We start from the raw sequence: 23,256 nt of genomic DNA on the forward strand, positions 1-23,256 counted from the left end.
AGACGCGTTTATCCCGATCGCGCCCGGCACTTCTGTCCAATGGAGGCAATCACGTGTCACAGGCGGAAATCGGCCTAATCGGTCTCGGCGTCATGGGCTCGAACCTGGCGCTCAACATCGCTGAAAAAGGCAACAAGATCGCGGTGTTCAACCGCACCGTCGAAGCGACGCACAAATTCTACGCGGAGGCCGGCGACCTCCAGGGCCAGATCGTGCCCTGCGACACCATTGAAGAGTTTGTCGCCGCCATCCGCCCGCCGCGCCCGATCATCATCATGATCAAGGCCGGCGAGCCGGTCGACCAGCAGATGGAAATCCTGAAGCCGTATCTCGCCAAGGGCGACATCATGATCGATGCCGGCAACGCCAACTTCCGCGACACGATGCGCCGCTTCGAGGCGCTGAAGGACAGTGGCCTGACCTTTATCGGCATGGGCGTTTCCGGCGGTGAGGAAGGCGCGCGCCACGGTCCGTCGATCATGGTCGGCGGCAAGGAAGAGTCCTGGAAGCGTGTCGAGACCGTGCTGACCTCGATCGCCGCCAAGTATGACAACGTGCCTTGCGTCGCCTGGCTCGGCGAAAACGGTGCCGGCCACTTCGTCAAGACCATCCACAACGGCATCGAATATGCCGACATGCAGATGATCGCCGAAATCTACGGCATCCTGCGCGACGGCCTGAAGATGTCGGCGAGCGAGATTGGCGAAGTCTTCGGCACCTGGAACAAGGGCCGCCTCAACTCCTACCTGATCGAGATCACCGAGAAGGTGCTGAAGGCTGCCGATCCTTTGACCGGCAAGCCGATCGTCGACCTGATCCTCGACAAGGCCGGCCAGAAGGGCACCGGCAAGTGGTCGGTGATCGAGGCGCAGAACATGGGCGTGCCGGCAACCGGCATCGAGGCGGCGGTTGCAGCGCGCAGCATCTCCTCGATGAAGGACGAGCGCGAAGCGGCCGAGAAGATCCTCGGGCTTCCCCAAGTCGGCGAGTTTAAGGTTGCCGACACGGCAGCCTTCATCAAGGATCTCGAAAGCGCGCTGCTTGCCGCCAAGATCGGCGCCTATGCGCAAGGCTTCGCCGTGATGTCGGCGGCGTCCAAGGAGTTCAACTGGAACCTGCCGATGCCGACGATCGCCAAGATCTGGCGCGCCGGCTGCATCATCCGTTCGCAGTTCCTCGACGAGATCACCACCGCCTTCACCAAGGCGCCTGACGCCGCCAACCTGATCGTGACGCCAGCCTTTGCCGCCATGGTCAAGGACACCGACGGGGCGCTGCGCCGCGTCGTCTCGGCAGCCGTTCTCGGCGGTCTGCCGGTTCCGGCACTCGCCTCCGCACTCGGCTATTTCGACAGCTACCGCCGCAGCCGCGGCACGGCCAACGTCATCCAGGCGCAGCGCGACTTCTTCGGCGCCCATGGCTTTGACCGCGTCGACGGCGCCGACAGCCATCATGGCCCGTGGGGCAGCGGCCTCAACGCCTGACCGTTCGGGTAAACAGATCAATGCGGGGCGGCCTTCGGGTCGCCCCGTTTTCGTTTGGGCCTCGTTTTGCCTGGACGGGGTGCTAGCCTGTCATCGAGACGGGTACAGATCGTTCTGTGGTTCCCCCGCCGCCTGACGCGGTGGGATTGGAACAGGACTTGATCGGCAGGACGGCGAAAAGCGAGGCAATCATCAGCACAACGATGATCAGCAGCAGCCTGTCGGTGAAGACGGCGCGAAAGATTTGCAGCACGTAGTGTTTCGTCTTCATCGTGCCCACGCGCTTTCATCGCCATCTCATGCTGGATGGCTTGGCTGCACCGTGGACGTCATGCGTCCGTTCATGGGAATGTACGTCAGACGGAAAGCGGCCGAAAGGGCCGATTGTTGCGGGCTGAGGCTCGTGCACCGCGTGACGCCAGTTGTCCCAAAGACCCCTGGCGGGCGCGGCTAGCGCCGAGAAGCGTGGCGGTCGTCGCGGATTCGGCTGCGTTCGCCAGGGCGCTGCGAACCCCGCATCGTTTCGCGCTCATCCGCTCGACGCGGGAATGGCGTAACCGTGTTTGCCGGTGACGAGCTGCGGCGCCGTTGCCGCAGCCTACCCAGCCTCATTGGCGGATCGACAAAGATCACCAGCAGAAAGCCGATGGCCATAAGCAGATAGGCCGGGACACCGGTCGTTGCGCTGCCGACGAAGGCGCAAAGCATGGCGAACGCAAGATAGATGCCGATGGTCAAGGGATTGGACAGGAAGCCCCACGCGCGGTCAGTCAGCCTGTCTTTCCATGCAATTCTCGATGTCATGCCGAACATCACCTGTCTGAAGTGATTGGCAGCTTTTAGTTTGCTGCGATGGCGCCCCAGCCCGTGCAATATGTGACCGGTGCATGGCGCGGCAATGACACTCAGACCTTTGGCAGCAAGAGTCGGACCAAAGTCCCATCGATTTCACGGCGCGATAAGTTAGGATCGGTGGGCGTTGCCACGGCAGCGCCACAAGAACCTAGTTTTTTCAGTACCGATTTAGAGCAGGGTCGCGTTATGCGTTTGGGTTCTGCTTGCAGGTCCTCGGTCCCGCCGAGGAAGGCGGTGACTGCGAAATGCTGGGCGCCGGCGCGCGACGCCCAGCTTGCTTTGCTTCAGCTGCGAAGACCCGGCGCTTCTTGGCCGGTCCGCTCGACATATTCCGTGTAACCGCCGCCATACTGATGGATGCCCTCGGGCGTCAGCTCCAGCACACGGTTGGAAAGGGCTGCGAGGAAGTGGCGGTCGTGCGAAACGAACAGCATCGTGCCTTCGTAGTCCGCGAGCGCCTTGATCAGCATTTCCTTGGTGTCGAGGTCGAGGTGGTTGGTCGGTTCGTCGAGAACAAGCAGATTCGGCGGGTCGAACAGCATGATCGCCATGACGAGGCGCGCCTTCTCGCCGCCCGAAAGCACCCGGCACTTCTTCTCGACATCGTCCCCGGAAAAGCCGAAGCAGCCGGCAAGCGCGCGCAGCGGCGCCTGGCCCGCCTGCGGGAAGGTGTCTTCGAGCTGCTGCAGCACCGTGCGGTCGCCATCGAGCACGTCCATGGCGTGCTGGGCGAAGTAGCCCATCTTGACGCTGGCACCGAGCGCGACATTGCCTTCGTCCGGCTCGGTGGAACCGGCGACGAGCTTCAGAAGCGTCGACTTGCCGGCACCGTTGATGCCCATGATGCACCAGCGCTCGCGGCGGCGCACCATGAAGTCGAGACCTTCATAGATGCTGCGGCTGCCGTATTTCTTGTGCACGCCCTTGATGTTGATGACGTCTTCGCCGGAGCGCGGCGCCGGGCGGAATTCGAAGTTGACCGTCTGGCGGCGCTTCGGCGGCTCGACCCGGTCGATCTTCTCGAGCTTCTTTACGCGGCTCTGGACCTGGGAGGCGTGCGAGGCGCGCGCCTTGAAGCGCTCGATGAACTTGATCTCCTTTGCGAGCATCGCCTGCTGGCGCTCGAACTGCGCCTGCTGCTGCTTCTCGTTCTGGGCGCGCTGCTGCTCGTAAAAGCCGTAGTCGCCCGAATACGCGTTGAGCTGGCCTGCGTCGATCTCGATGATCTTGGTGATGATGCGGTTCATGAACTCGCGGTCGTGCGAGGTCATCATCAGTGCGCCGTCGTAGTTCTTGAGGAAGTCTTCGAGCCAGATCAGGCTTTCGAGATCGAGATGGTTGCTCGGTTCGTCGAGCAGCATCACGTCGGGCCGCATCAGCAGGATACGGGCAAGCGCCACGCGCATCTTCCAGCCGCCCGAGAGCTTGCCGACGTCGCCGTCCATCATCTCCTGGGAAAAGCTCAGGCCCGCCAGCACTTCGCGGGCGCGGCCTTCCAGCGCGTAGCCGTCGAGCTCCTCGTAGCGCGCCTGCACCTCGCCGTAGCGCTCGATAATCGCGTCCATTTCATCGAGGCGATCCGGATCGACCATGGCGGCTTCGAGCTCGCGCAGTTCGGCGGCAACTTCGCTGACAGGGCCTGCGCCGTTCATCACTTCGGCAACGGCGCTGTTGCCGGACATCTCGCCGACGTCCTGGTTGAAGTAGCCGATGGTGACGCCCTTATCGACGGCGACCTGGCCTTCGTCCGGGATTTCCTCGCCGGTGATCATGCGAAAGAGCGAGGACTTTCCGGCGCCGTTCGGGCCGACGAGGCCGACCTTTTCGCCGCGGTTGAGCGCGGCGGAGGCTTCGATGAAAAGGATGCGGTGGCTGAGCTGCTTGCTGATGTTTTCGATACGGATCATGTCTGCGGTAGCCTGAAGGGAGGAGCGGGGCGCAGTCGCGCCCAATTGTTGCCCCGGCCTGTCGCAGGTTTCTGCGTCACAAGCAAGACTTGAGGGCCGTTTTCAGCCTTTCCTAGGCGCGCAAGCCACGCGTGATTGGCGGCTGGAACTCGGGCTGGCTGAGGCTCTGCAGCGTTTCTGGCGGCTGGCCGTCGATGTGGCCGATGACTGCCTTGGCCAGTTCCCGGCCGGCCACGCGGATGTCCTCGTACATGGTCATGACTTCCGGGCGCAGCCAGCGCAGGAAGTCGCTCGGTGACTTCGAGACCATGTCGCAGTCTTCGCCGAGCTTCTTCTTGGCCATTTCCAGGCCGGCGATCAAAGCGATCGCACCGGAGCCGCTGCCCGAAACGATGCCGTCGGGCGCGTCCGCCGAGCGCATCAGGGGTTCGAAGGCGTCGCGGATCTCGACCAGCGAATGGTCAATGTTGGTCTGGTGGAAGCCGACTGCATCCGCCTGGAAATCGCGAAGCCCACGCTCGAAACCGGCGCGCATGTGTGAATAGAAGGTGAGGTGCGGCGGCGGCTCGAGCAGCACCAGCTTCCGCCGGCCGCGCGCCACCAGTTTGCGTACCGCCTCGTAGGCGAAACGCTCGTTGTCGAAGTCGTGATAGGGGTGAACGATCCCCATTTCGGTGCGGCCGTGCGTGACGAAGGGCAGGCCGCGCTCGGTCAAAAGCGCCACACGCGGATCGTGCGGCTCGGTGCGCGAAATGATCACGCCGTCTGCGGCACCCGTGTCGAGGATATAGCGGATCGGCGCCAGCGCGTCCTTGACGGCGCTATAGGGGGTGACGACCAGGTGGTAGGGCGTGCCGGCAAGGATCTCGGTGATGCCGACGACCATCGGGCTGGTGATGCCCATGATCTCTTCTTCCAGCGTCAATACGAGACTGATGACATTGGTCTTGCCGGTTCTCAGGCGCACGCCGGCGCGGTTCGGCTGGTAGCCGATCTGTTTGGCGACGAGCCGCACACGCTCCTTGGTTTCCGCACCGATATCGGGCGCATCCTTCAACGCCCGCGAAACCGTAGTGATGCCGAGCCCGGTCATGAAGGCGATCGTCTTCAATGTCGGACGGGCTCCATCCGGCAGTGTCTGCGGCCTGTTTTTCGTCTTGTTGTCCATTGCCGTCACCCGCCCACTCTCTTGCCGCACGCCGCCAGATTGCCCGTCCGGCAGCGAAACGCGTCGGTTCAGTTCCATCCGCCGCGCCGTCGCCCTGTCACGTCATCGCGTTATATACGAAAAGTCGGTGGCGGCTATGCTGCTTTGGATGGATCAAATTGCTTCAAATCTGTAACGATACAGTTGCGATGTCGAGCGTTTTCGTTGCTGCGCTGCGAAAGATGGAGCGGACTGGTTGAATCGGAAGTTTTGGCGCATGCTTTTTGCACTTGCGAGATGGCGCCTCCGATGCCGGTACGCCATTTTTGCGGAAAATATATGTATTTCAGCGCGATGTAAGGGATTCCTGCTGGCCGCGTGGGTGCCGCCATTGCGCGCAAAGCGCTTTGGAACGCGGCTGCCGTATGCACGCAATGGGTGTTTTTTAAAATTCTGTTTAAATCGATTGTGGTGGGTGTTGCGTCCTGTAATCGATTGCACTAAGTTTTTTACGGTAACGTTACAGTGAGGGAGGAGACTCATGAATTTACGTTCTTTCGCCGCCGTGCTTTCAGCCGCCGTGGCCCTGCCGCTCAGCGCAGCTAACGCTGTCGATCTTGAAGTGACCCATTGGTGGACCTCGGGCGGCGAAGCTGCCGCGGTCGCGGAACTCGCCAAGGCCTTCGATGCGACGGGCAATCACTGGGTCGACGGCGCGATCGCCGGTTCTGGCGGCACCGCCCGTCCGATCATGATCAGCCGCATCACCGGTGGCGACCCGATGGGCGCCACGCAGTTCAACCATGGTCGCCAGGCCGAGGAACTGGTTCAGGCCGGGCTGATGCGTGATCTCACCGATGTCGCAACCCGCGAGAAGTGGAAGGACATCATCAAGCCGGCGAGCCTGCTTGATTCCTGCACGATCGACGGCAAGATCTATTGCGCCCCGGTCAACATCCACTCCTGGCAGTGGCTGTGGCTGTCGAATGCGGCCTTCAAGACGGCCGGCGTCGAGGTTCCGAAGAACTGGGATGAATTCGTGGCCGCGGCGCCCGCGCTCGAAAAGGCAGGCATCGTGCCGCTCGCCGTCGGCGGTCAGCCGTGGCAGGCAGCCGGCGCCTTCGACGTGCTGATGGTGGCGATCGCCGGCAAGGACACCTTCCAGAAGGTGTTCGGCGACAAGGACGAGGAAGTGGCAGCGGGTCCTGAGATCGCCAAGGTCTTCAAGGCTGCCGACGATGCCCGCCGCATGTCGAAGGGCTCCAACGTCCAGGACTGGAACCAGGCGACCAACATGGTCATCACCGGCAAGGCCGGCGGCCAGATCATGGGCGACTGGGCGCAAGGTGAATTCGCGCTTGCCGGCCAGAAGGCCGGAACCGACTACACCTGCCTGCCGGGCCTCGGCGTCAACGAGATCATCTCGACCGGTGGCGACGCCTTCTACTTCCCGCTTCTGAAGGACGAGGAAAAGTCGAAGGCGCAGGAAGCGCTGGCCTCGACGCTGCTCGATCCGAAGACGCAGGTCGCCTTCAACCTCAAGAAGGGTTCGCTGCCGGTGCGCGGCGACGTCGATCTGGCGGCTGCCAACGACTGCATGAAGAAGGGGCTGGACATTCTTGCCAAGGGCAACGTGATCCAGGGTACCGACCAGCTGCTTTCGGCCGACAGCCAGAAGCAGAAGGAAGACCTGTTCTCCGAATTCTTCGCCAACCCGTCGATCACGCCGGAAGACGCGCAGAAGCGCTTCGCCGACATCATCGCGAACGCGGAGTAACCGCAACTGCCTTGGCCGGCCTCTTTGAAAACGAGGCCGGTCAAAGCCTCCCATTCGGCAGGATGTGCCGGTCGTCCGCGCGTGATGCGTTTGCGGGCCCCATGGGAGTGGTTGTCGCCCTGATGTGGCAGAGCGCTGCGCGCTGAGTGCGCGGGGCTGCCCATCGTCCGAAACCCAATGCAGTTCCGGAGGAACGAAACATGGCGGGTTACACACAAGGTTCGGGCCGACCGAACCAGTGGCTGCGGAACCTGAACGCGAAGATTGCCTCCGTCCCGATGATCTTGACGGCCGTGGTGATCTTCCTCGGCGGCACGATCTGGACGGTCGTCTATTCCTTCACCAATTCCAAGCTGTTGCCGCGGCTCTCATTCGTCGGCCTCGATCAGTACGAGCGCCTCTGGGCGGCGCCGCGCTGGCTGATTTCGGTGCAGAATCTGGCAATCTACGGCATCTTCTCGCTGATCTTCAGCCTGCTGATCGGCTTCGTGCTGGCCGCATTGATGGACCAGAAGATCCGCTTCGAAAATACCTTCCGCACCATCATGCTCTATCCCTTCGCCCTGTCCTTCATCGTGACGGGCCTGGTCTGGCAATGGCTGCTCAATCCGGAATTCGGCATCCAGTCGGTGGTGCGCTCGCTCGGCTGGGAAAGCTTCACCTTCGACCCGCTCTATAATGCCGACATCGTCATCTACGGCATCCTGATCGCAGCCCTCTGGCAGGGCACCGGGCTCGTGATGTGCCTGATGCTCGCAGGTCTTCGCGGCATTGACGAGGACATCTGGAAGGCCGCGCGCGTCGACGGCATACCCATGTGGAAGACCTACATCTTCGTCGTCATTCCGATGATGCGCGGCGTCTTCATCACCACGCTGGTGATCATCGCCAGCGGCATCGTCAAGGTTTACGACCTGGTGGTGGCGCAGACGAGCGGCGGTCCCGGCATCGCGTCGGAAGTGCCTGCAAAGTATGTCTACGACTACATGTTCCAGGCGCAGAACCTCGGTCAGGGCTTTGCCGCCTCGACGATGATGCTCATCACCGTCGCCATCATCATCGTGCCTTGGGCCTATCTGGAATTCGGGGGAGGGCGCAAGCGTGTCTGATATCGTTGCTTTCAATTCGGTGACTGAAGAGGCCGCGCTGCAGGCGCAGACAAACCGGGTCGTCGCCGGCCCCCGCGGCGCCAAGCCCCGCCGGGCGTTGTCTGGCCGCAACATCATGATCTACGGCACGCTGATCGTCGTGGCGCTGTACTACCTGCTGCCGCTCTACGTGATGGTCATGACTTCGCTCAAGGGCATGCCGGAAATCCGGCTCGGCAACATCTTTGCCCCGCCGGTTGAAATCACCTTCGAGCCTTGGGCAAAGGCCTGGGCGAGCGCCTGCACGGGGCTCAACTGCGACGGCCTTTCGCGCGGCTTCTGGAACTCGGTGCGCATCACCGTTCCTTCGACGATCGTCTCGATCGCGATCGCCTCGGTCAACGGTTATGCGCTCGCCAACTGGCGCTTCAAGGGGGCGGAGCTGTTCTTCACCATCCTGATTGTCGGCGCCTTCATTCCCTATCAGGTGATGATCTATCCGATCGTCATCGTACTGCGGGAAATGGGCATCTACGGCACGCTCACCGGCCTCATCCTCGTGCACACCATCTTCGGCATGCCGATCCTGACGCTGCTCTTCCGCAACTATTTCGCCGGTCTGCCGGAGGAACTGTTCAAGGCCGCGCGCGTCGATGGCGCCGGCTTCTGGACGATCTATTTCAAGATCATGCTGCCGATGTCACTGCCGATCTTCGTCGTGGCGATGATCCTGCAGGTCACCGGCATCTGGAACGACTTCCTGTTCGGCGTCGTGTTCACCCGGCCGGAATACTACCCGATGACGGTTCAGCTCAACAACATCGTCAATTCGGTCCAGGGCGTGAAGGAATACAACGTCAACATGGCGGCGACGATCCTGACCGGGGCGGTTCCGCTCTTCGTCTACTTCGTCTCCGGACGGCTTTTTGTCCGCGGCATCGCCGCCGGCGCAGTGAAAGGGTAACAACATGCAAAACGTCAGCGTATCGGTCAAAGACCTGTCGTTGAGCTTCGGTGCCGTCACTGTGCTCGACACGCTCAACCTCGACATCAAGGACGGCGAGTTCCTGGTGCTGCTCGGCTCGTCCGGCTGCGGCAAGTCGACCTTGCTGAACTGCATCGCCGGTCTGCTCGATGTCAGCGACGGGCAGATCTTCATCAAGAACAAGAACGTCACCTGGGAGGAGCCCAAGGACCGCGGCATCGGCATGGTGTTCCAGTCCTACGCGCTCTATCCGCAGATGTCGGTGGAGAAGAACCTCTCCTTCGGCCTGCAGGTCGCCAAGGTGCCGAAGGAAGAGATCGACAAGCGCGTCAGCCGCGCCGCCGAGATCCTGCAGATCCAGCCGCTCTTGAAGCGCAAGCCTTCGGAGCTCTCGGGCGGCCAGCGCCAGCGTGTGGCGATCGGCCGGGCGCTGGTGCGCGATGTCGACGTGTTCCTGTTCGACGAGCCGCTCTCCAACCTCGACGCCAAGCTGCGCTCGGAGCTGCGCGTCGAGATCAAGCGGCTGCACCAGTCGCTGAAGAACACGATGATCTACGTCACCCACGACCAGATCGAGGCCTTGACGCTTGCCGACCGCATCGCGGTCATGAAGAGCGGCGTGATCCAGCAGCTTGCCGACCCGATGACGATCTACAACGCGCCGGAAAACCTGTTCGTCGCCGGCTTCATCGGTTCGCCGTCGATGAACTTCTTTCGCGGCGAACTGCAGCTGCGCGACCAGCGCGCCTACGTCCACGCCAACGGCGTCGATTTCGACGTGTCGGCCTATCCGTCGCGCGCGCCCTTCGTGCATGGCCAGAAGGTGGTGCTGGGCTTGAGGCCCGAGCATGTGCGCGTCGACGAAGCGGCAAGTGGCGCGCCGGCCTCGCACCGGGCGGTCGTCGATATCGAGGAGCCGATGGGCGCCGACAATCTGCTGTGGCTGAAGCTTGCCGGACAGTCGATGTCGGTTCGTATCGCCGGCCAGCGGCGCTATGCGCCGGGCACGGCGGTCACGCTCTCCTTCGACATGGGCGTCGCCTCGATCTTCGATGCGACAAGCGAGAACCGACTCTGAAATAAGGAGATGCCGGGCGGCCACCTCTGCCCGGCACCTCCCAGCAATGACTGTGCCGGCGTGGCCGGTCGATCTATGGAACCATGCGCATGCTCTCTGAGGATTTCACCCGCACCGCCATTCGTCTCGATCTCGCAGGGGATTGGCAACTTTCTTCCGTCGACAATAGCCGTGCGCTGGCAATGGAGTTGCCGGGCGATGTGCATTCGGCGCTGCTGAAGGCCGGCGTGATCGACGACCCGTATGTGGGGCGCAACGAGAACGACGTGCAGTGGGTGGCGCACAAGGACTGGGTGATCGAGCGCACGGTCACGGTCGGTGCCGACGACATTGCCGGTTACTGGTATCTCGACCTTGAATACCTCGACACGGTTGCCTCGGTGTTCGTCAATGACAAGCTGGTGCTTGAAGCGGAGAATTGCTTCCGCCGCTATCGCCCGGATGTCTCGAAGACGCTGGTTGCAGGCGAGAACCGCATCCGCATCGTGTTGCATTCCTCGATTGCCGAAGGCGCGCGGCGGCAGGCGGAGCAGCCCTTCTACGTGCCCTATCACCCTGGCAATTCACCGATCGCCAACGGCAATATGCTGCGCAAACCCCAGTGCCATTTCGGCTGGGACTGGAACCTCGCGATCGCACCGCTCGGCGTCTACGGAGAGATCGCCCTTTGCCGGCTGGAGATCGCCCGCATCGAGCATGTGACGAGCAAGCAGGTCTGGCTGGAGGATGGCAGCGTCGATCTGGTGGTGACGCTGACGCTCTTTGCCGATGGGCCGGGCATTGTGCCGGTGCACTTCTCGCTCGATGAGGACCGCGAACGGCTCGATTGCGCCGTCGGCAAGGGCGAGACCCGCATCACCCATGTCTTCTCCGTGAGCGAGCCCAAGCGCTGGTGGCCGGCTGGAAGCGGCGAGCAGGACCTGTCGCGGCTGACCGTCGAGGTGCCGCAGGAGCAGGTGACGTGTCAGATCGGTTTCCGCACCGTCGAGCTTCTGACCGACAAGGACGAGGCCGGCAGCCGCTTCGCCTTCCGCGTCAACGGCCGCGAGATCTTCTGCAAGGGCGCCAACTGGATCCCGGCCGATGCGCTGGCGTCGCGGGTGACGCGCGAAGGCGTCGAGGACCTTTTGACCTCGGCTGTCGATGCCAACATGAACATGATCCGCGTCTGGGGCGGCGGCTTCTACGAGCCGGGCTGGTTCTACGATCTGTGCGACCGGCTGGGCCTCATGGTCTGGCAGGACTTCATGTTCGCCTGCAACCTCTATCCTTCGACGCCGGATTTCCTGGGGAATGTCGCAGCCGAGGTGGACTACCAGGCCAAGCGCCTGTCGTCGCATCCGTCGATCGCGGTCTGGTGTGGCGACAACGAGCTCGTCGGCGCGCTCACCTGGTTCGATGAGCCGCGCAAGGATCGCGACCGTTATCTCGTCTCCTATGACCGGCTGAACCGCACCATCGAGGTGGCGCTGAAGGCGGCGCTGCCCGAAGCGATCTGGTGGCCGTCGAGCCCGGCGTCGGGATATCTCGACTTCGGCGACGCCTGGCATGCCGATGGTTCCGGCGACATGCACTATTGGTCGGTCTGGCACGAAAACAAGTCCTTCGACAATTACCGCACCGTGCGGCCGCGCTTCTGCTCGGAGTTCGGCTTCCAGTCCTATACGTCGATGCCGGTCATCCGGCAGTTTGCGGCCGAGAAGGACCTCAATATCGCGTCGCCCGTGATCGAGAGCCACCAGAAGAATGTCGGCGGCAACGAGCGCATCGCCGGCACGATGTTCCGCTACTTCCGTTTCCCCAAGGATTTTCCGGCTTTCGTCTATCTCAGCCAGGTGCAGCAGGGGCTGGCGATCCGCACGGCCGTCGACTACTGGCGCTCGCTGAAGCCCCATTGCATGGGCACGCTCTACTGGCAGCTCAATGACACCTGGCCGGTCGCCTCCTGGTCGAGCCTCGACTATGGCGGCAGCTGGAAGGCGATGCACTACATGGTCCGTCGCTTCTTCCAGCCGGTCTCGGTCGCAGCGATCCCATCGGCAGACGGAAAGGAAATCGCGTTCTCGATGGTCAACGATACGGCAGAGCCGGTGACCGTCGAGCTGCAGACCTTCCTGGTTTCGCTCGATGGCCAGCGCATGCCGCTCGCGGCGGTCGCCGGTACCTGCAGCCCGGACCGGGCGGCAACGTTGGCGACGATCGCGGCATTCGACATTCCGGAAGGCGACCTGCTGTTCTGGTCGTTCGAGGCATCGAACGGCATGCGCGGTGAGGGGCACCACGTCAACGGCACCTACAAGGCGCTCGACCTCAAGCCGTCCGGCCTGACACTCGATGTCGCGCCCGCAGGCGAAGGCGCCTTCGACGTCACGGTCAAGGCGAGCGGCTTGGCGCTGCATGTGATGATCGAGGCGGATGTCGCCGGGCGCTATTCCGACAACGCCTTCGACCTCTTGGCCGGCGAGACGAAGGTCATCCGTTTCACCCCGAAGGTGCCGCTTGGCGCAGGTGACCTGCCGCGCTTTTCCGCCTTCGATCTCGAATCCTGCCAGGGAAAGGGTTGACCGCCATGAAACGCAGCCACGTCAACGACATCATCGCCGAGAGCGATGCCTTCATGAAGAGCTTCGGCTTCACCCTGCCACCCTTTGCCTACTGGTCGCCGGAGCAACTGAAGGCGCGCGTCGCTTCCGACAGTCCGACGATCTTTGATGCCCGGCTCGGCTGGGACATTACCGACTATGGCAAGGGCCGCTTCGATGAGTTCGGGCTAGTGCTCTTCACGCTGCGCAACGGCAATGCCGCCAATCTGAAGACCGGGCAGGGCATGGTTTACGCCGAGAAGCTGATGATCACCGCCAAGGACCAGGTCAACCCGCTGCACCGTCACGCGGTCAAGACCGAGGACATCATCAACCGTGGCGGCGGTTCGCTGGTGCTGCAGATGTACAATTCCAAACCGGACGGCTCGGTTGACGAGGAGAGCGACGTCGTTGTGGCGACCGATGCACGGCAGCGCACGCTGAAAGCTGGCGACCTGCTGAAGCTCAAGGCCGGTGAAAGCGTCACACTTCTCCCTGGCAACTGGCACGCCTTCTGGGCCGAGGGCGCCGACGTGCTGATGGGCGAAGTATCGACCGTCAACGACGATCTCACCGACAACTATTTCCGCGAGCCGGTCGGTCGCTTCTCGGCGATCGAGGAGGACGCAGGCCCCGCCCACCTCTTGGTGTCGGACTACGATACCTGGCTCAGGTGATACCGAGACCCCAACAACCCCAAGATCCCACTATCCCAAGACCCCCAGGACGAAATCGAGGAGGATTTCATGAAGGACGTCAGTTTCCAGCTTTATAGCGCTCGCAATTTCCCGCCTTTCGCCAATGTGCTGAAAGCACTCGGCGACGCCGGCTACAGCCAGGTCGAAGGTTACGGCGCGCTTTACGCAGCGCTCAGCGACGCCGAGATCGCCAGCTTCAAGGAAGGTCTCGACGACAATGGTCTCGCCATGCCGACCGCGCACTTTGGCCTGGACATGCTCGAAAGCGATCCGGCGCGCGTGCTCGAAATCGCCAAGGCGCTCGGCATCAAGGCGATCTATTGCCCCTACCTGATGCCCGACCAGCGCCCGAACGATGCCGCCGGCTGGCGCGCCTTCGGCGAGCGGCTGCAGAAGGCCGGCAAGCCCTATCGTGATGCCGGGCTGATCTTCGGCTGGCACAACCACGACTTCGAGTTCGCGGCCCTTCCGGATGGCAGTATTCCGCAGGACCTGATCTTTGCGGGCGGACCGGATCTCTCCTGGGAGGCCGATATCGCCTGGATCATCCGCGGCGGCGCCGATCCGATCGCCTGGATCAAGAAGTATGGCGACCGCATCACCGCCGTGCATGTGAAGGACATCGCGCCGACAGGCGAGAAGAAGGACGAGGACGGCTGGGCCGATGTCGGCGAGGGCACGGTCGACTGGAAAGGCCTGTTTGCGGCACTTTCCGGCACGAAGGCCCGCTACTTCATCGCCGAGCACGACAACCCGAGTGATTTCAAGCGCTTCGCCAAGCGTTCGCTCGCCTCCATCCAATCCTATTGAGAAGCAGGTTTATCCATGACCAAGGAACTTGGCGTCGGCATCATCGGATGCGGCAACATCTCCACCACCTACTTCAAGCTTGCCCCGCTTTTCCGGGGCATCAAGGTTGTCGCCTGCGCCGACATCAACCCGGCGGCAGCCGAGGCGCGGGCGGCCGAATACGGCGTTAAAGCTGAGAGCATCGAGGCGCTGCTCGCCAATCCCGATGTCGACATCGTCGTCAACCTGACCATTCCGGACGCGCACTATCCGGTCTCCAAGGCAATCCTCGAAGCCGGCAAACACGTCTATTCGGAAAAGCCGCTGGTGCTCTCCCTGGAGCAGGGCGAGGAGTTGAGGGCGATCGCCAAGGCGAAGGGCCTTTCCGTCGGCTGCGCGCCGGACACCTTCCTCGGCGGCGCGCATCAGCTTGCCCGTAGCTATGTTGACGCGGGCAAGATCGGCCGGGTGACCTCGGGCACCTGCCACGTCATGAGCCCGGGCATGGAGATGTGGCATCCGAACCCGGACTTCTTCTTCCTGCCCGGCGGCGGCCCGATCCTCGATCTCGGTCCCTACTACATCGCCAACCTGATCAACCTGATCGGCCCGGTGAAGCGCGTGGCGGCGCTCGCCACCATGGCCAACCCGACCCGCACGATCACCAGCGAACCGCGCAAGGGCGAGGTGATCCCGGTCAAGACGCCGACCAACATCCACGCGCTGCTCGAATTTGAGAACGGCGCGACGATCACGCTGTCGGCCAGCTGGGATGTCTGGTCGCACCGCCATGCCAACATGGAGCTTTACGGCACCGAAGGCTCGCTCTACGTGCCCGACCCGAACTTCTTCGGCGGCACGGTGGAAGCAAGCGGCCGCGACAAGAAAATCGAGCCGCTGGAGCCCTGGGATCATCCTTTCGGTGTTGCCAACCAGGAGCATCCGCAGGGGCCGATGGCGAATTACCGCACCGCCGGCCTTGCCGACATGGCGCTCGCCATCCTCGAAGGCCGCGATGCCCGCTGCTCGCTCGACCGCGCGCTGCACGGCGTCGACGTCATGGTGTCGATCCTGAAATCTGGCGAGGAGGGACGTTTCATCGAACTCTCCACCACCTGCACCCAGCCGGCCGCCCTCGGCATCGAGGAAGCTCGGGCGCTCTTGCGCGAGACCGAAGAAGAAATGTCGGGAAATCGCGTCGCTGCCGCTTCATAGCGACACCGGAGAGGTTTAGACCTTTGTGAACTGAGGTTTCCGTAGCGGCCAACCGCTACGGAAACCGTTTCATTTTTGAGGGTGGCGGACGAGTTCGCCATCCGGAGATCGATCGCGGAGGATTGTGCGATGACCTGGCTACCGGCGGAAAACCGCTACGACACCATGAAATATAACCGTCTCGGCCGTTCCGGCCTGAAGCTGCCGGCGATCTCGCTGGGGCTTTGGCACAATTTCGGTGGCGACACACCGCATGACCGCAAGGTCGACATGTGCCGCACGGCGTTCGATCTGGGCATCACCCATTTCGACCTCGCCAACAATTACGGCCCGCCTCCGGGCTCGGCCGAGACTGCCTTCGGCGAAATCATGCGCACGGACTTCGCGCACTTGCGCGACGAACTGATCATCTCGTCCAAGGCTGGGTACGACATGTGGGCCGGCCCTTACGGCGAATGGGGCAGCCGCAAATACATGATCGCATCCTGCGACCAGAGCCTGAAGCGCATGGGCCTCGACTATGTCGACATCTTCTATTCGCACCGTTTCGACCCTGAGACGCCGCTCGAAGAAACCTGCGGTGCGCTCGACCATATCGTGCGTTCGGGCCGGGCGCTCTATGTGGGGATTTCCTCCTACAACTCGCAGCGCACCCGCGAAGCCGCCGCGATCCTTAAGGATCTCGGCACGCCTTGCCTCATCCACCAGCCGAGCTACTCCATGCTCAACCGCTGGATCGAGGACGATGGGCTGATCCATACGCTCGAAGATCTCGGCATCGGCTCGATCGTTTTCTCGCCGCTCGCCCAGGGCATGCTGACGACGAAGTATCTTGGCGGCATCCCGTCTGATAGCCGCGCGGCGCAGAACCACTTCCTGAAGAAGGACTTCATCCGCCCCGAGATCATCGACAACATCCGCAAGCTGAACGGTATCGCCGAAAAGCGCGGCCAGACGCTGGCGCAGATGGCGCTTGCCTGGGTGCTGCGCAACGGCCGGATCACCTCGGCACTGATCGGCGCCAGCCGTTCCGAGCAGATCGTCGATTGCGTCAAGGCGCTCGAAAACGACACGTTCACGGCCGACGAACTGGCCGAGATCGATCTTTATGCGCGCGAGGCGGACATCAACCTCTGGGCCAAGTCAGCCGAGCTCTGATTTCGACCGAAAATATTGATTTGCCTGCATTTTAGGCAAAGCACATCGCTTTCCGGCGTATTAGACAAAAGTCGAATAAACGCCGGAAAGCGGCTTCTGGACATGGTCCGGTGTTTCTGTAAGGTGCGACAATGCCTGCCGGTTGCGCCGCTGATCTCAGTCGCTTTCGGCGGGTAACGAGGAGGAGAGCCACCGTTTGTCCGGGAAGGGGCAGGGTGGATTGATGGGTAGAGGCGCGCTGCGCCCGCCCTTTGGCGAGAACTAGGGGAGGAACCATGGATCGCCGTTCATTCATTAAAAACGCAAGCCTCGGCGGCTTGGCGGCCGCAGGTGCAGCCGCGCTTGCGACACCGGCCATCGCGCAGGCAAACCCGAAGGTGAACTGGCGCCTGGCGTCGTCGTTCCCGAAGTCGCTCGACACGATCTATGGCGGCGGCGAAGTGCTGTCGAGATACGTCTCGGAGGCAACCGACGGTGCTTTCCAGATCCAGGTCTTCGCTGCCGGCGAAATCGTTCCAGGCCTGCAGGCCGCTGACGCGGCTGCTGCCGGTACGGTCGAAGCCTGCCACACGGTTGCATACTATTACTGGGGCAAGGACCCAACCTGGGCGCTCGGTGCAGCCGTTCCCTTCGCGCTCAACGCGCGCGGCATGAACGCCTGGCACTACCATGGCGGAGGTATCGACCTCTTCAACGAGTTCCTCGGCACCCAAGGCCTCGTCGGCTTCCCGGGCGGCAACACCGGCGTGCAGATGGGCGGCTGGTTCCGCAAGGAAATCAAGACGGTTGCCGACATGCAGGGCCTGAAGATGCGCATCGGTGGCTTCGCCGGCAAGGTCGTCGAGAAGCTCGGCGTCGTGCCGCAGCAGATCGCCGGCGGCGACATCTACCCGGCGCTGGAAAAGGGCACCATCGACGCTGCCGAATGGGTCGGCCCCTATGACGACGAGAAGCTTGGCTTCTACAAGGTTGCGCCCTACTACTACTATCCCGGCTGGTGGGAAGGTGGTCCGACGGTCCACGCCATGTTCAACAAGGCGGCGTTCGAAGGACTGCCGAAGAACTACCAGTCGCTGCTGCGCACCGCCTGCCACGCCACTGACGCGAACATGCTGCAGAAGTACGATTACCTGAACCCCTCGGCGATCAAGCGCCTGGTGGCTTCGGGTGCCAAGCTCAGCCCGTTCAGCGCCGAAATCCTGTCAGCCTGCTTCGACAAGGCCAACGAGGTCTATGCCGAGATGGAAGCCTCGAACCCGACCTTCAAGAAGATCTGGGACTCGATCAAGGCTTTCCGCGGCGAGTACTACCTCAACGCCCAGATCGCCGAATACAATTACGACACCTTCATGATGATCCAGCAGCGCGGCGGCAAGCTCTAAGCTTTTCCCTCATTGCCGATTGAAACGAGCCGTTCGCGATATCCGTTGCGGGCGGCTTTTTCGTTGCCGCGCGCACGGCGTATTGCTGCGCGCCGTACTGAACGCATTTCGTGGTAGGGTTGCTGCCTCAACAGGACGGAGGAAGAACTATGCCAAGCGAAGGCCAATCGGTCGTGCTCGGTCCCGACGAGGGCCGCCGCTACGACATGGGCGCCATCCAGGCCGTCTTCAAAGCCGACGGCGCTGAAACCGCTGGTCGATTTTCGGTCTCGGAATGGTGGCTCGATGCCAGGCACGAGGGACCGGGCGCCCACAAGCACGACGACAACGACGAGATCTTCTACGTGATCGAGGGCACGGCGAGCGTGCTCGTCGGCGACATCTGGCACCAGAAGCCGAAGGGCTCGCTGTTCGTCATCCCGCGCGGGACGATGCATGACTTCAAGAACGAGAGCGAGGCGCGCATGGGGCTGCTCAACGTTTATGTCGGCGGTCCATTCGAGGAGGCGATGCCGATGATCGTCGACTGGTACCGCGAAAATCCGGCCAAGCGGCTGGATTGAACGAGTTCGGTCGTCGTCTCAGCGATTGTAGAAATGGAAAGGGCGGCTTATCGGCCGCCCTTTGCTTTTCTGTCTGCCGGCGGTCCTACTTGAACGACGGCGGCTGGCTGAGGTCGTTTGAGGGGGCCGGCTGTGGCTGGGCACCCGGGCTGCCAAACGACGGAGGCTGGCTGAGGTCGTTCGACGGAGCGGTCTGCGGCTGGGCGCCACCCTGATCGGCCGGCTTTTGGTCGAGCGGGCTGCCACCTGGAAGCTGCAGGCCGCCGGGCAGGCCGAGACCGCCACCGCCGGCGCCGAAGCCGGGCACCTCGATCTTGATGGTGTTCGGATCGACGCCCGTTCCGGTTCCCTTGTAGTGCATGACCATCTGCGGGAACATGATCGTCAGGCCCACCATCACGATCTGGATACCGACGAAGGGTACGGCACCCCAGTAGATCTGGCCGGTCGTAACGGGCTGGATCGACTTGCCGGTGATCTTGTCGAGATAGGGCACCTTGGCCGCGACCGAGCGCAGGTAAAAGAGCGCGAAGCCGAAGGGCGGGTGCATGAAGCTCGTCTGCATGTTGATGCCGAGGAGCACGCCGAACCAGATGAGGTCGATGCCAAGCTTGTCGGCAGCGGGCGCAAGCAGCGGCACGATGATGAAGGCGAGCTCGAAGAAATCGAGGAAGAACGCCAGGAAGAAGACGAGCAGGTTGACGGCAATCAGGAAGCCGGTCTCGCCGCCCGGCATCGCCGTCAGCAGGTGCTCGACCCAGATATGGCCGTTGACGCCATAGAAGGTGAGCGAGAAGACGCGTGCACCGATCAGGATGAACAGCACGAAGGCGGAAAGCCTTGTCGTTGCCGTCAGTGCGCCGCGCACGACGTCCAGATTGAGACGACCCTTGGCGGCCGCCATGATCAGCGCGCCGACTGCACCCATGGCGCCGCCTTCGGTCGGTGTTGCGATGCCGAGGAAGATGGTGCCGAGGACGAGGAAGATCAGCGCCAGCGGCGGGATCAGCACGATGATGACCTGCTGGGCAAGCCTCGACATCGCATTGATCTTCAGGCCGCGGTCGAGCAGGGCGACGATATAGATGAAGGCAACGCCCACTGTGCCGCCGAGAATGTCGGCGTTCTCGCCCTGGGTCGGGTAGAGATAGACGTGGGCGGCATAGGCAATGCCGGCTGCGACCGCGAGCGCGATGAACAGCGAGGTAACGCCGGAGCCCAGCGTGCGGGCTTCCAGCGGCAGGGCCGGCATGGAATCACGCTTCAGGATCGTCATGATCAGGATGTAGACCATGTACAGTCCGGTCAGCACCAGGCCTGGGATCAGCGCGCCGGCATACATGTCGCCGACCGAACGGCCGAGCTGGTCGGCAAGAACGATGAGCACGAGTGACGGCGGGATGATCTGGGCGAGCGTGCCGGAAGCCGCGATGACGCCCGAGGCGACTTTCCGGTCATAGCCGTAGCGCAACATGATCGGCAGCGAGATCAGGCCCATGGCGATGACCGAGGCGGCAACGACGCCTGTCGTGGCTGCAAGCAGCGCGCCGACGAAGATGACCGCATAGGCAAGACCGCCGCGGATCGGGCCGAAGAGCTGGCCGATCGTGTCGAGCAGGTCTTCCGCCATGCCCGATTTCTCGAGCACGATCCCCATGAAGGTAAAGAAGGGGATGGCAAGCAATGTGTCGTTCGACATCACCCCCCAGAACCGGTCAGGCAGCGCGTTGAGCAGGGGCCAGGAGAGGTTGATCGAATCCGACAGCGGCGCAAGTTCGACGCCGATGATGAAGAACAGCAGGCCGTTGGCGGCGAGCGAGAAGGCGACCGGGTATCCCAAAAGCAGGAACACGATCAGTGACGCGAACATGATCGGCGCCAGGTTTTCAGCAATGAATTCGATCATGGACGGGTCTCCGGAGACACGACATCGTCAAGCGGCGCATGGGTCGGCACATAGGGTGTCGGGTCTTCCATGTTTCCGGTCATGATCGCGATTTTCTTGATGATCTCCGACACGCCCTGGAAGGCCAGCAGCAGGAAGCCGAAGAGCAGGATGGCCTTGGCCGGCCAGATGATCAGGCCGCCGGCGGATGATGAGACCTCGCCCGAGACGTAGGACATCTTCACATAGGGGAAGAGGTAATAGAGCACGAGCAGCACGAAGGGCATCAGGAAGAGGAGGTGCCCAAGAAGGTCGATCCAATGCTGCACGCGGCGCGAGAACTGAGCGTAGACCACGTCGATGCGGATGTGCTCGTTCTGGCTCAGGGTATAGGCGGCCGCAAACATGAACGCGGCGCCGAACAGATACCATTGCGCCTCGAGCCAGGCATTCGACGACATGTTGAAGATCTTGCGGATCACTGCGTTGCCGGCGCTGACGAGAACAGCGGCCAGGATCAGCCATGAAACGCTCTTTCCGATAAATTCCGTGATCGTGTCTATAAGTCGGCTAAAGCCGAGCAAAGCTCTCATCGATTTCCTCCCCGCGATGGCTTTTATGGTTCTTGTGCCAAGCATAGCCAGAGTGCCGATTTCAAGCGCACGTTCAAGTCTGAGGTGCGATTTTCCCGTGTAGTTCGGCCGCCTCCGACTAAAGTAGAATAGGGTGATCCAGCGCTTTGCCCATTGTTTGTGCAATCCGGTTGCAGACGGCGAGGCACGGCGATCGTCAGCCGCCTTAAGGTGCACATCGCCAAGCGAATCGATGTGGAAAGCCGGGCACAGGCGATACGACGCGCGAATTACTGCAACGTTGCAGGCTTGAATTTGTATGATTTTTGAGGTCGGATGGCGCCGCCAAGGGAGGACGCCTGAACCATGACTGCCATGATCCGAAACCCCATTCTGCCGGGCTTCAACCCGGACCCTTCGATCTGCCGTGTCGGAGACGACTACTACATCGCGACCTCCACCTTCGAATGGTACCCGGGTGTGCAGATCCACCATTCGCGGGATCTGGTGAACTGGCGACTCGTCCGCCGGCCGCTGGAGCGGGCAAGCCAGCTCGACATGCGCGGCAACCCGGATAGCTGCGGCGTCTGGGCGCCGTGTCTTTCCTATGACGATGGCCTGTTCTGGCTGGTCTACACCGACGTCAAGCGCTTCGACGGCAACTTCAAGGACGCGCACAACTACATCGTCACGGCTGAGGCGATCGAGGCGACCTGGTCGGATCCGGTCTACGTCAATTCCTCCGGCTTCGACCCGTCGCTCTTCCATGATGACGACGGCCGCAAGTGGTTCCTCAACATGCAGTGGAACCACCGCACCGAAAGCTTCGGCGGCTCGCCGAAACATCCGGCCTTTGACGGCATCCTGCTGCAGGAATGGGACGAACGGACACGCAGGCTCGTCGGCCCCGTGAAGAACATCTTTGCCGGCTCACCACTCGGCCTCGTCGAGGGGCCGCATCTGTTCAAGCGAAACGGCTGGTATTATCTGACGACGGCGGAAGGCGGGACCGGCTACGACCACGCCGTCACCATGGCCCGCTCACGCGCGATCGACGGCCCCTATGAGATGCATCCGGATATCTATCTGATCACGTCGAAGGATCACCCCGAAGCGCCGTTGCAGCGCGCGGGCCACGGCCAATATCTCGAGACGCCAGATGGGCAGGCCTATCATACGCATCTGACCGGCCGACCGCTGCCTCCCGGACGCCGCTGTACGCTCGGTCGCGAGACGGCCCTGCAAAAATGTGTCTGGCGCGATGATGGCTGGCTCTATCTCGAAAACGGCGGCCCGGTGCCGGAGGTGCTCGTGCCGGCGCCGGGACCGGCGGGGCAGGTGGCGACACCGGTGGTTACGGAAACGCATTTCGACGGCCAGGCATTGCCCGTCGAGTTCCAATGGCTGCGTACGCCGGAACTGGAGCGGATCTTCTCGCTCGAATGGCGGCCGGGCCACCTCAGGCTGTTCGGCAGAGAGAGCATCGGCAGCTGGTTCGAGCAGGCGCTGGTCGCGCGGCGGCAGGAGCATCATTCCTTCCGCGCCGAGACGACGGTCGATTTCACGGCCGTAACCTACCAACAGGTTGCAGGTGTGACGCATTACTACAATCGCCACAAGTTCCATGCGCTCGGCATCACCTGGCACGAAACGTTGGGCCGGGCGCTGACGATCCTCTCATGCCCCGGCGATTTTCCGCACGGCCGGCTGCAGTTCCCCGTCGGCAGCGGCATCGCCATTCCCGATGGTCCGATCGACCTTGCCATGGACGTTCGCGACAATGACCTGCAGTTCTTCTGGCGGGCGAACGCAGCGGTGGATTGGCAGCCGATCGGCCCGGTTCTCGATGCGGGCGTGGTCTCCGACGAGGGCGGCCGCGGCGAGCATGGATCCTTCACCGGGGCCTTCGCCGGCATGTTCGCCTTCGACACCTCAGGCGCGGGCAAGGCTGCCGATTTCGACCGCTTCCGCTACGTCAGCCTTGCGGCAAGTTGATCCGTAAACATTAGAATTATGGAATAAGTGATGGATATCATTACGTATTTGTAATGTAGAGTTTCATATTCGGTTCAGGAAGCGGGGTCTAATTTT

General features: G+C 62.3%; 19 protein-coding genes. 13 read left to right on the top strand and 6 right to left on the bottom strand.

Features of this window, described 5'->3' with window-relative positions:
* Positions 1 to 53: 53 nt before the first annotated feature.
* Entirely contained in the window at positions 54 to 1,484 is a 1,431-nt protein-coding gene (gndA, locus tag IB262_RS03245; protein ID WP_112976548.1) for an NADP-dependent phosphogluconate dehydrogenase, read from the top strand.
* Positions 1,485 to 1,566: 82 nt separating this feature from the next.
* On the opposite strand, the gene IB262_RS03250 is transcribed toward gndA, so the two are convergent.
* From IB262_RS03250 to IB262_RS03265, 4 genes are all read right to left on the bottom strand, one after another.
* Positions 1,567 to 1,764, bottom strand: coding sequence for a hypothetical protein (locus tag IB262_RS03250; RefSeq protein WP_162728834.1), 198 nt, complete (start codon positions 1,762 to 1,764; stop codon positions 1,567 to 1,569).
* A gap of 170 nt (positions 1,765 to 1,934) precedes the next feature.
* A complete protein-coding gene (locus IB262_RS03255) occupies positions 1,935 to 2,297 on the bottom strand; it encodes a hypothetical protein (RefSeq protein WP_112976550.1) in 363 nt (120 codons plus the stop codon).
* 326 nt (positions 2,298 to 2,623) lie between these two features.
* The gene (locus tag IB262_RS03260) at positions 2,624 to 4,246 is read right to left on the bottom strand and encodes an ABC-F family ATP-binding cassette domain-containing protein (protein ID WP_090293970.1); all 1,623 of its coding nucleotides are present in this window, start codon (positions 4,244 to 4,246) and stop codon (positions 2,624 to 2,626) included.
* A 112-nt stretch (positions 4,247 to 4,358) separates the two neighbouring features.
* Entirely contained in the window at positions 4,359 to 5,414 is a 1,056-nt protein-coding gene (locus IB262_RS03265; RefSeq protein ID WP_060520634.1) for a LacI family transcriptional regulator, read from the bottom strand.
* A gap of 520 nt (positions 5,415 to 5,934) precedes the next feature.
* Between IB262_RS03265 and IB262_RS03270 the strand changes: the two genes are divergently transcribed.
* The 11 genes from IB262_RS03270 (at position 5,935) to IB262_RS03320 (ending at position 18,708) form a co-directional block, all read left to right on the top strand.
* Positions 5,935 to 7,170, top strand: coding sequence for an ABC transporter substrate-binding protein (locus tag IB262_RS03270; protein ID WP_060584927.1), 1,236 nt, complete (start codon positions 5,935 to 5,937; stop codon positions 7,168 to 7,170).
* A 200-nt stretch (positions 7,171 to 7,370) separates the two neighbouring features.
* Entirely contained in the window at positions 7,371 to 8,279 is a 909-nt protein-coding gene (locus IB262_RS03275; RefSeq protein ID WP_034788417.1) for a sugar ABC transporter permease, read from the top strand.
* Between the two features lies 1 nt (position 8,280).
* Positions 8,281 to 9,222 carry a carbohydrate ABC transporter permease gene (locus IB262_RS03280; RefSeq protein WP_089044240.1) on the top strand — a complete coding sequence of 314 codons (942 nt, stop codon included), beginning with the start codon at positions 8,281 to 8,283 and terminating at the stop codon, positions 9,220 to 9,222.
* Between the two features lie 4 nt (positions 9,223 to 9,226).
* The gene (locus tag IB262_RS03285) at positions 9,227 to 10,321 is read left to right on the top strand and encodes an ABC transporter ATP-binding protein (protein WP_034788421.1); all 1,095 of its coding nucleotides are present in this window, start codon (positions 9,227 to 9,229) and stop codon (positions 10,319 to 10,321) included.
* An 89-nt stretch (positions 10,322 to 10,410) separates the two neighbouring features.
* Positions 10,411 to 12,885, top strand: a complete 2,475-nt coding sequence (locus IB262_RS03290; protein WP_112976572.1) for a glycoside hydrolase family 2 protein — start codon at positions 10,411 to 10,413, stop codon at positions 12,883 to 12,885.
* A 5-nt stretch (positions 12,886 to 12,890) separates the two neighbouring features.
* Positions 12,891 to 13,580: a D-lyxose/D-mannose family sugar isomerase gene (locus IB262_RS03295; RefSeq protein ID WP_112976551.1), complete on the top strand. Its 690-nt coding sequence runs from the start codon at positions 12,891 to 12,893 to the stop codon at positions 13,578 to 13,580.
* Between the two features lie 69 nt (positions 13,581 to 13,649).
* The gene (locus IB262_RS03300; RefSeq protein WP_192493388.1) at positions 13,650 to 14,411 is read left to right on the top strand and encodes a sugar phosphate isomerase/epimerase; all 762 of its coding nucleotides are present in this window, start codon (positions 13,650 to 13,652) and stop codon (positions 14,409 to 14,411) included.
* 15 nt (positions 14,412 to 14,426) lie between these two features.
* On the top strand, positions 14,427 to 15,605 hold the full coding sequence (locus tag IB262_RS03305) for a Gfo/Idh/MocA family oxidoreductase (RefSeq protein ID WP_060584938.1): 1,179 nt from the start codon (positions 14,427 to 14,429) through the stop codon (positions 15,603 to 15,605).
* 129 nt (positions 15,606 to 15,734) lie between these two features.
* Complete coding sequence (mgrA, locus tag IB262_RS03310; protein ID WP_034788432.1) at positions 15,735 to 16,763, top strand: L-glyceraldehyde 3-phosphate reductase; 1,029 nt, start codon at positions 15,735 to 15,737, stop codon at positions 16,761 to 16,763.
* A 275-nt stretch (positions 16,764 to 17,038) separates the two neighbouring features.
* Positions 17,039 to 18,145, top strand: coding sequence for a TRAP transporter substrate-binding protein (locus IB262_RS03315; protein WP_112976552.1), 1,107 nt, complete (start codon positions 17,039 to 17,041; stop codon positions 18,143 to 18,145).
* A 149-nt stretch (positions 18,146 to 18,294) separates the two neighbouring features.
* On the top strand, positions 18,295 to 18,708 hold the full coding sequence (locus IB262_RS03320) for a cupin domain-containing protein (protein ID WP_112976553.1): 414 nt from the start codon (positions 18,295 to 18,297) through the stop codon (positions 18,706 to 18,708).
* Between the two features lie 85 nt (positions 18,709 to 18,793).
* On the opposite strand, the gene IB262_RS03325 is transcribed toward IB262_RS03320, so the two are convergent.
* Both IB262_RS03325 and IB262_RS03330 read right to left on the bottom strand, forming a co-directional pair.
* On the bottom strand, positions 18,794 to 20,614 hold the full coding sequence (locus tag IB262_RS03325) for a TRAP transporter large permease subunit (RefSeq protein WP_034788443.1): 1,821 nt from the start codon (positions 20,612 to 20,614) through the stop codon (positions 18,794 to 18,796).
* Entirely contained in the window at positions 20,611 to 21,186 is a 576-nt protein-coding gene (locus tag IB262_RS03330) for a TRAP transporter small permease subunit (RefSeq protein WP_192357183.1), read from the bottom strand. The genes IB262_RS03325 and IB262_RS03330 overlap by 4 nt, the downstream gene beginning before the upstream one ends.
* A gap of 345 nt (positions 21,187 to 21,531) precedes the next feature.
* On the opposite strand from IB262_RS03330, the gene IB262_RS03335 reads away from it, so the two are divergent.
* Positions 21,532 to 23,160, top strand: coding sequence for a glycoside hydrolase family 43 protein (locus IB262_RS03335; RefSeq protein WP_192493389.1), 1,629 nt, complete (start codon positions 21,532 to 21,534; stop codon positions 23,158 to 23,160).
* Positions 23,161 to 23,256: the final 96 nt, after the last annotated feature.

The organism is Ensifer sp. ENS02, from assembly GCF_014851885.1.
Lineage (GTDB): Bacteria > Pseudomonadota > Alphaproteobacteria > Rhizobiales > Rhizobiaceae > Ensifer > Ensifer adhaerens.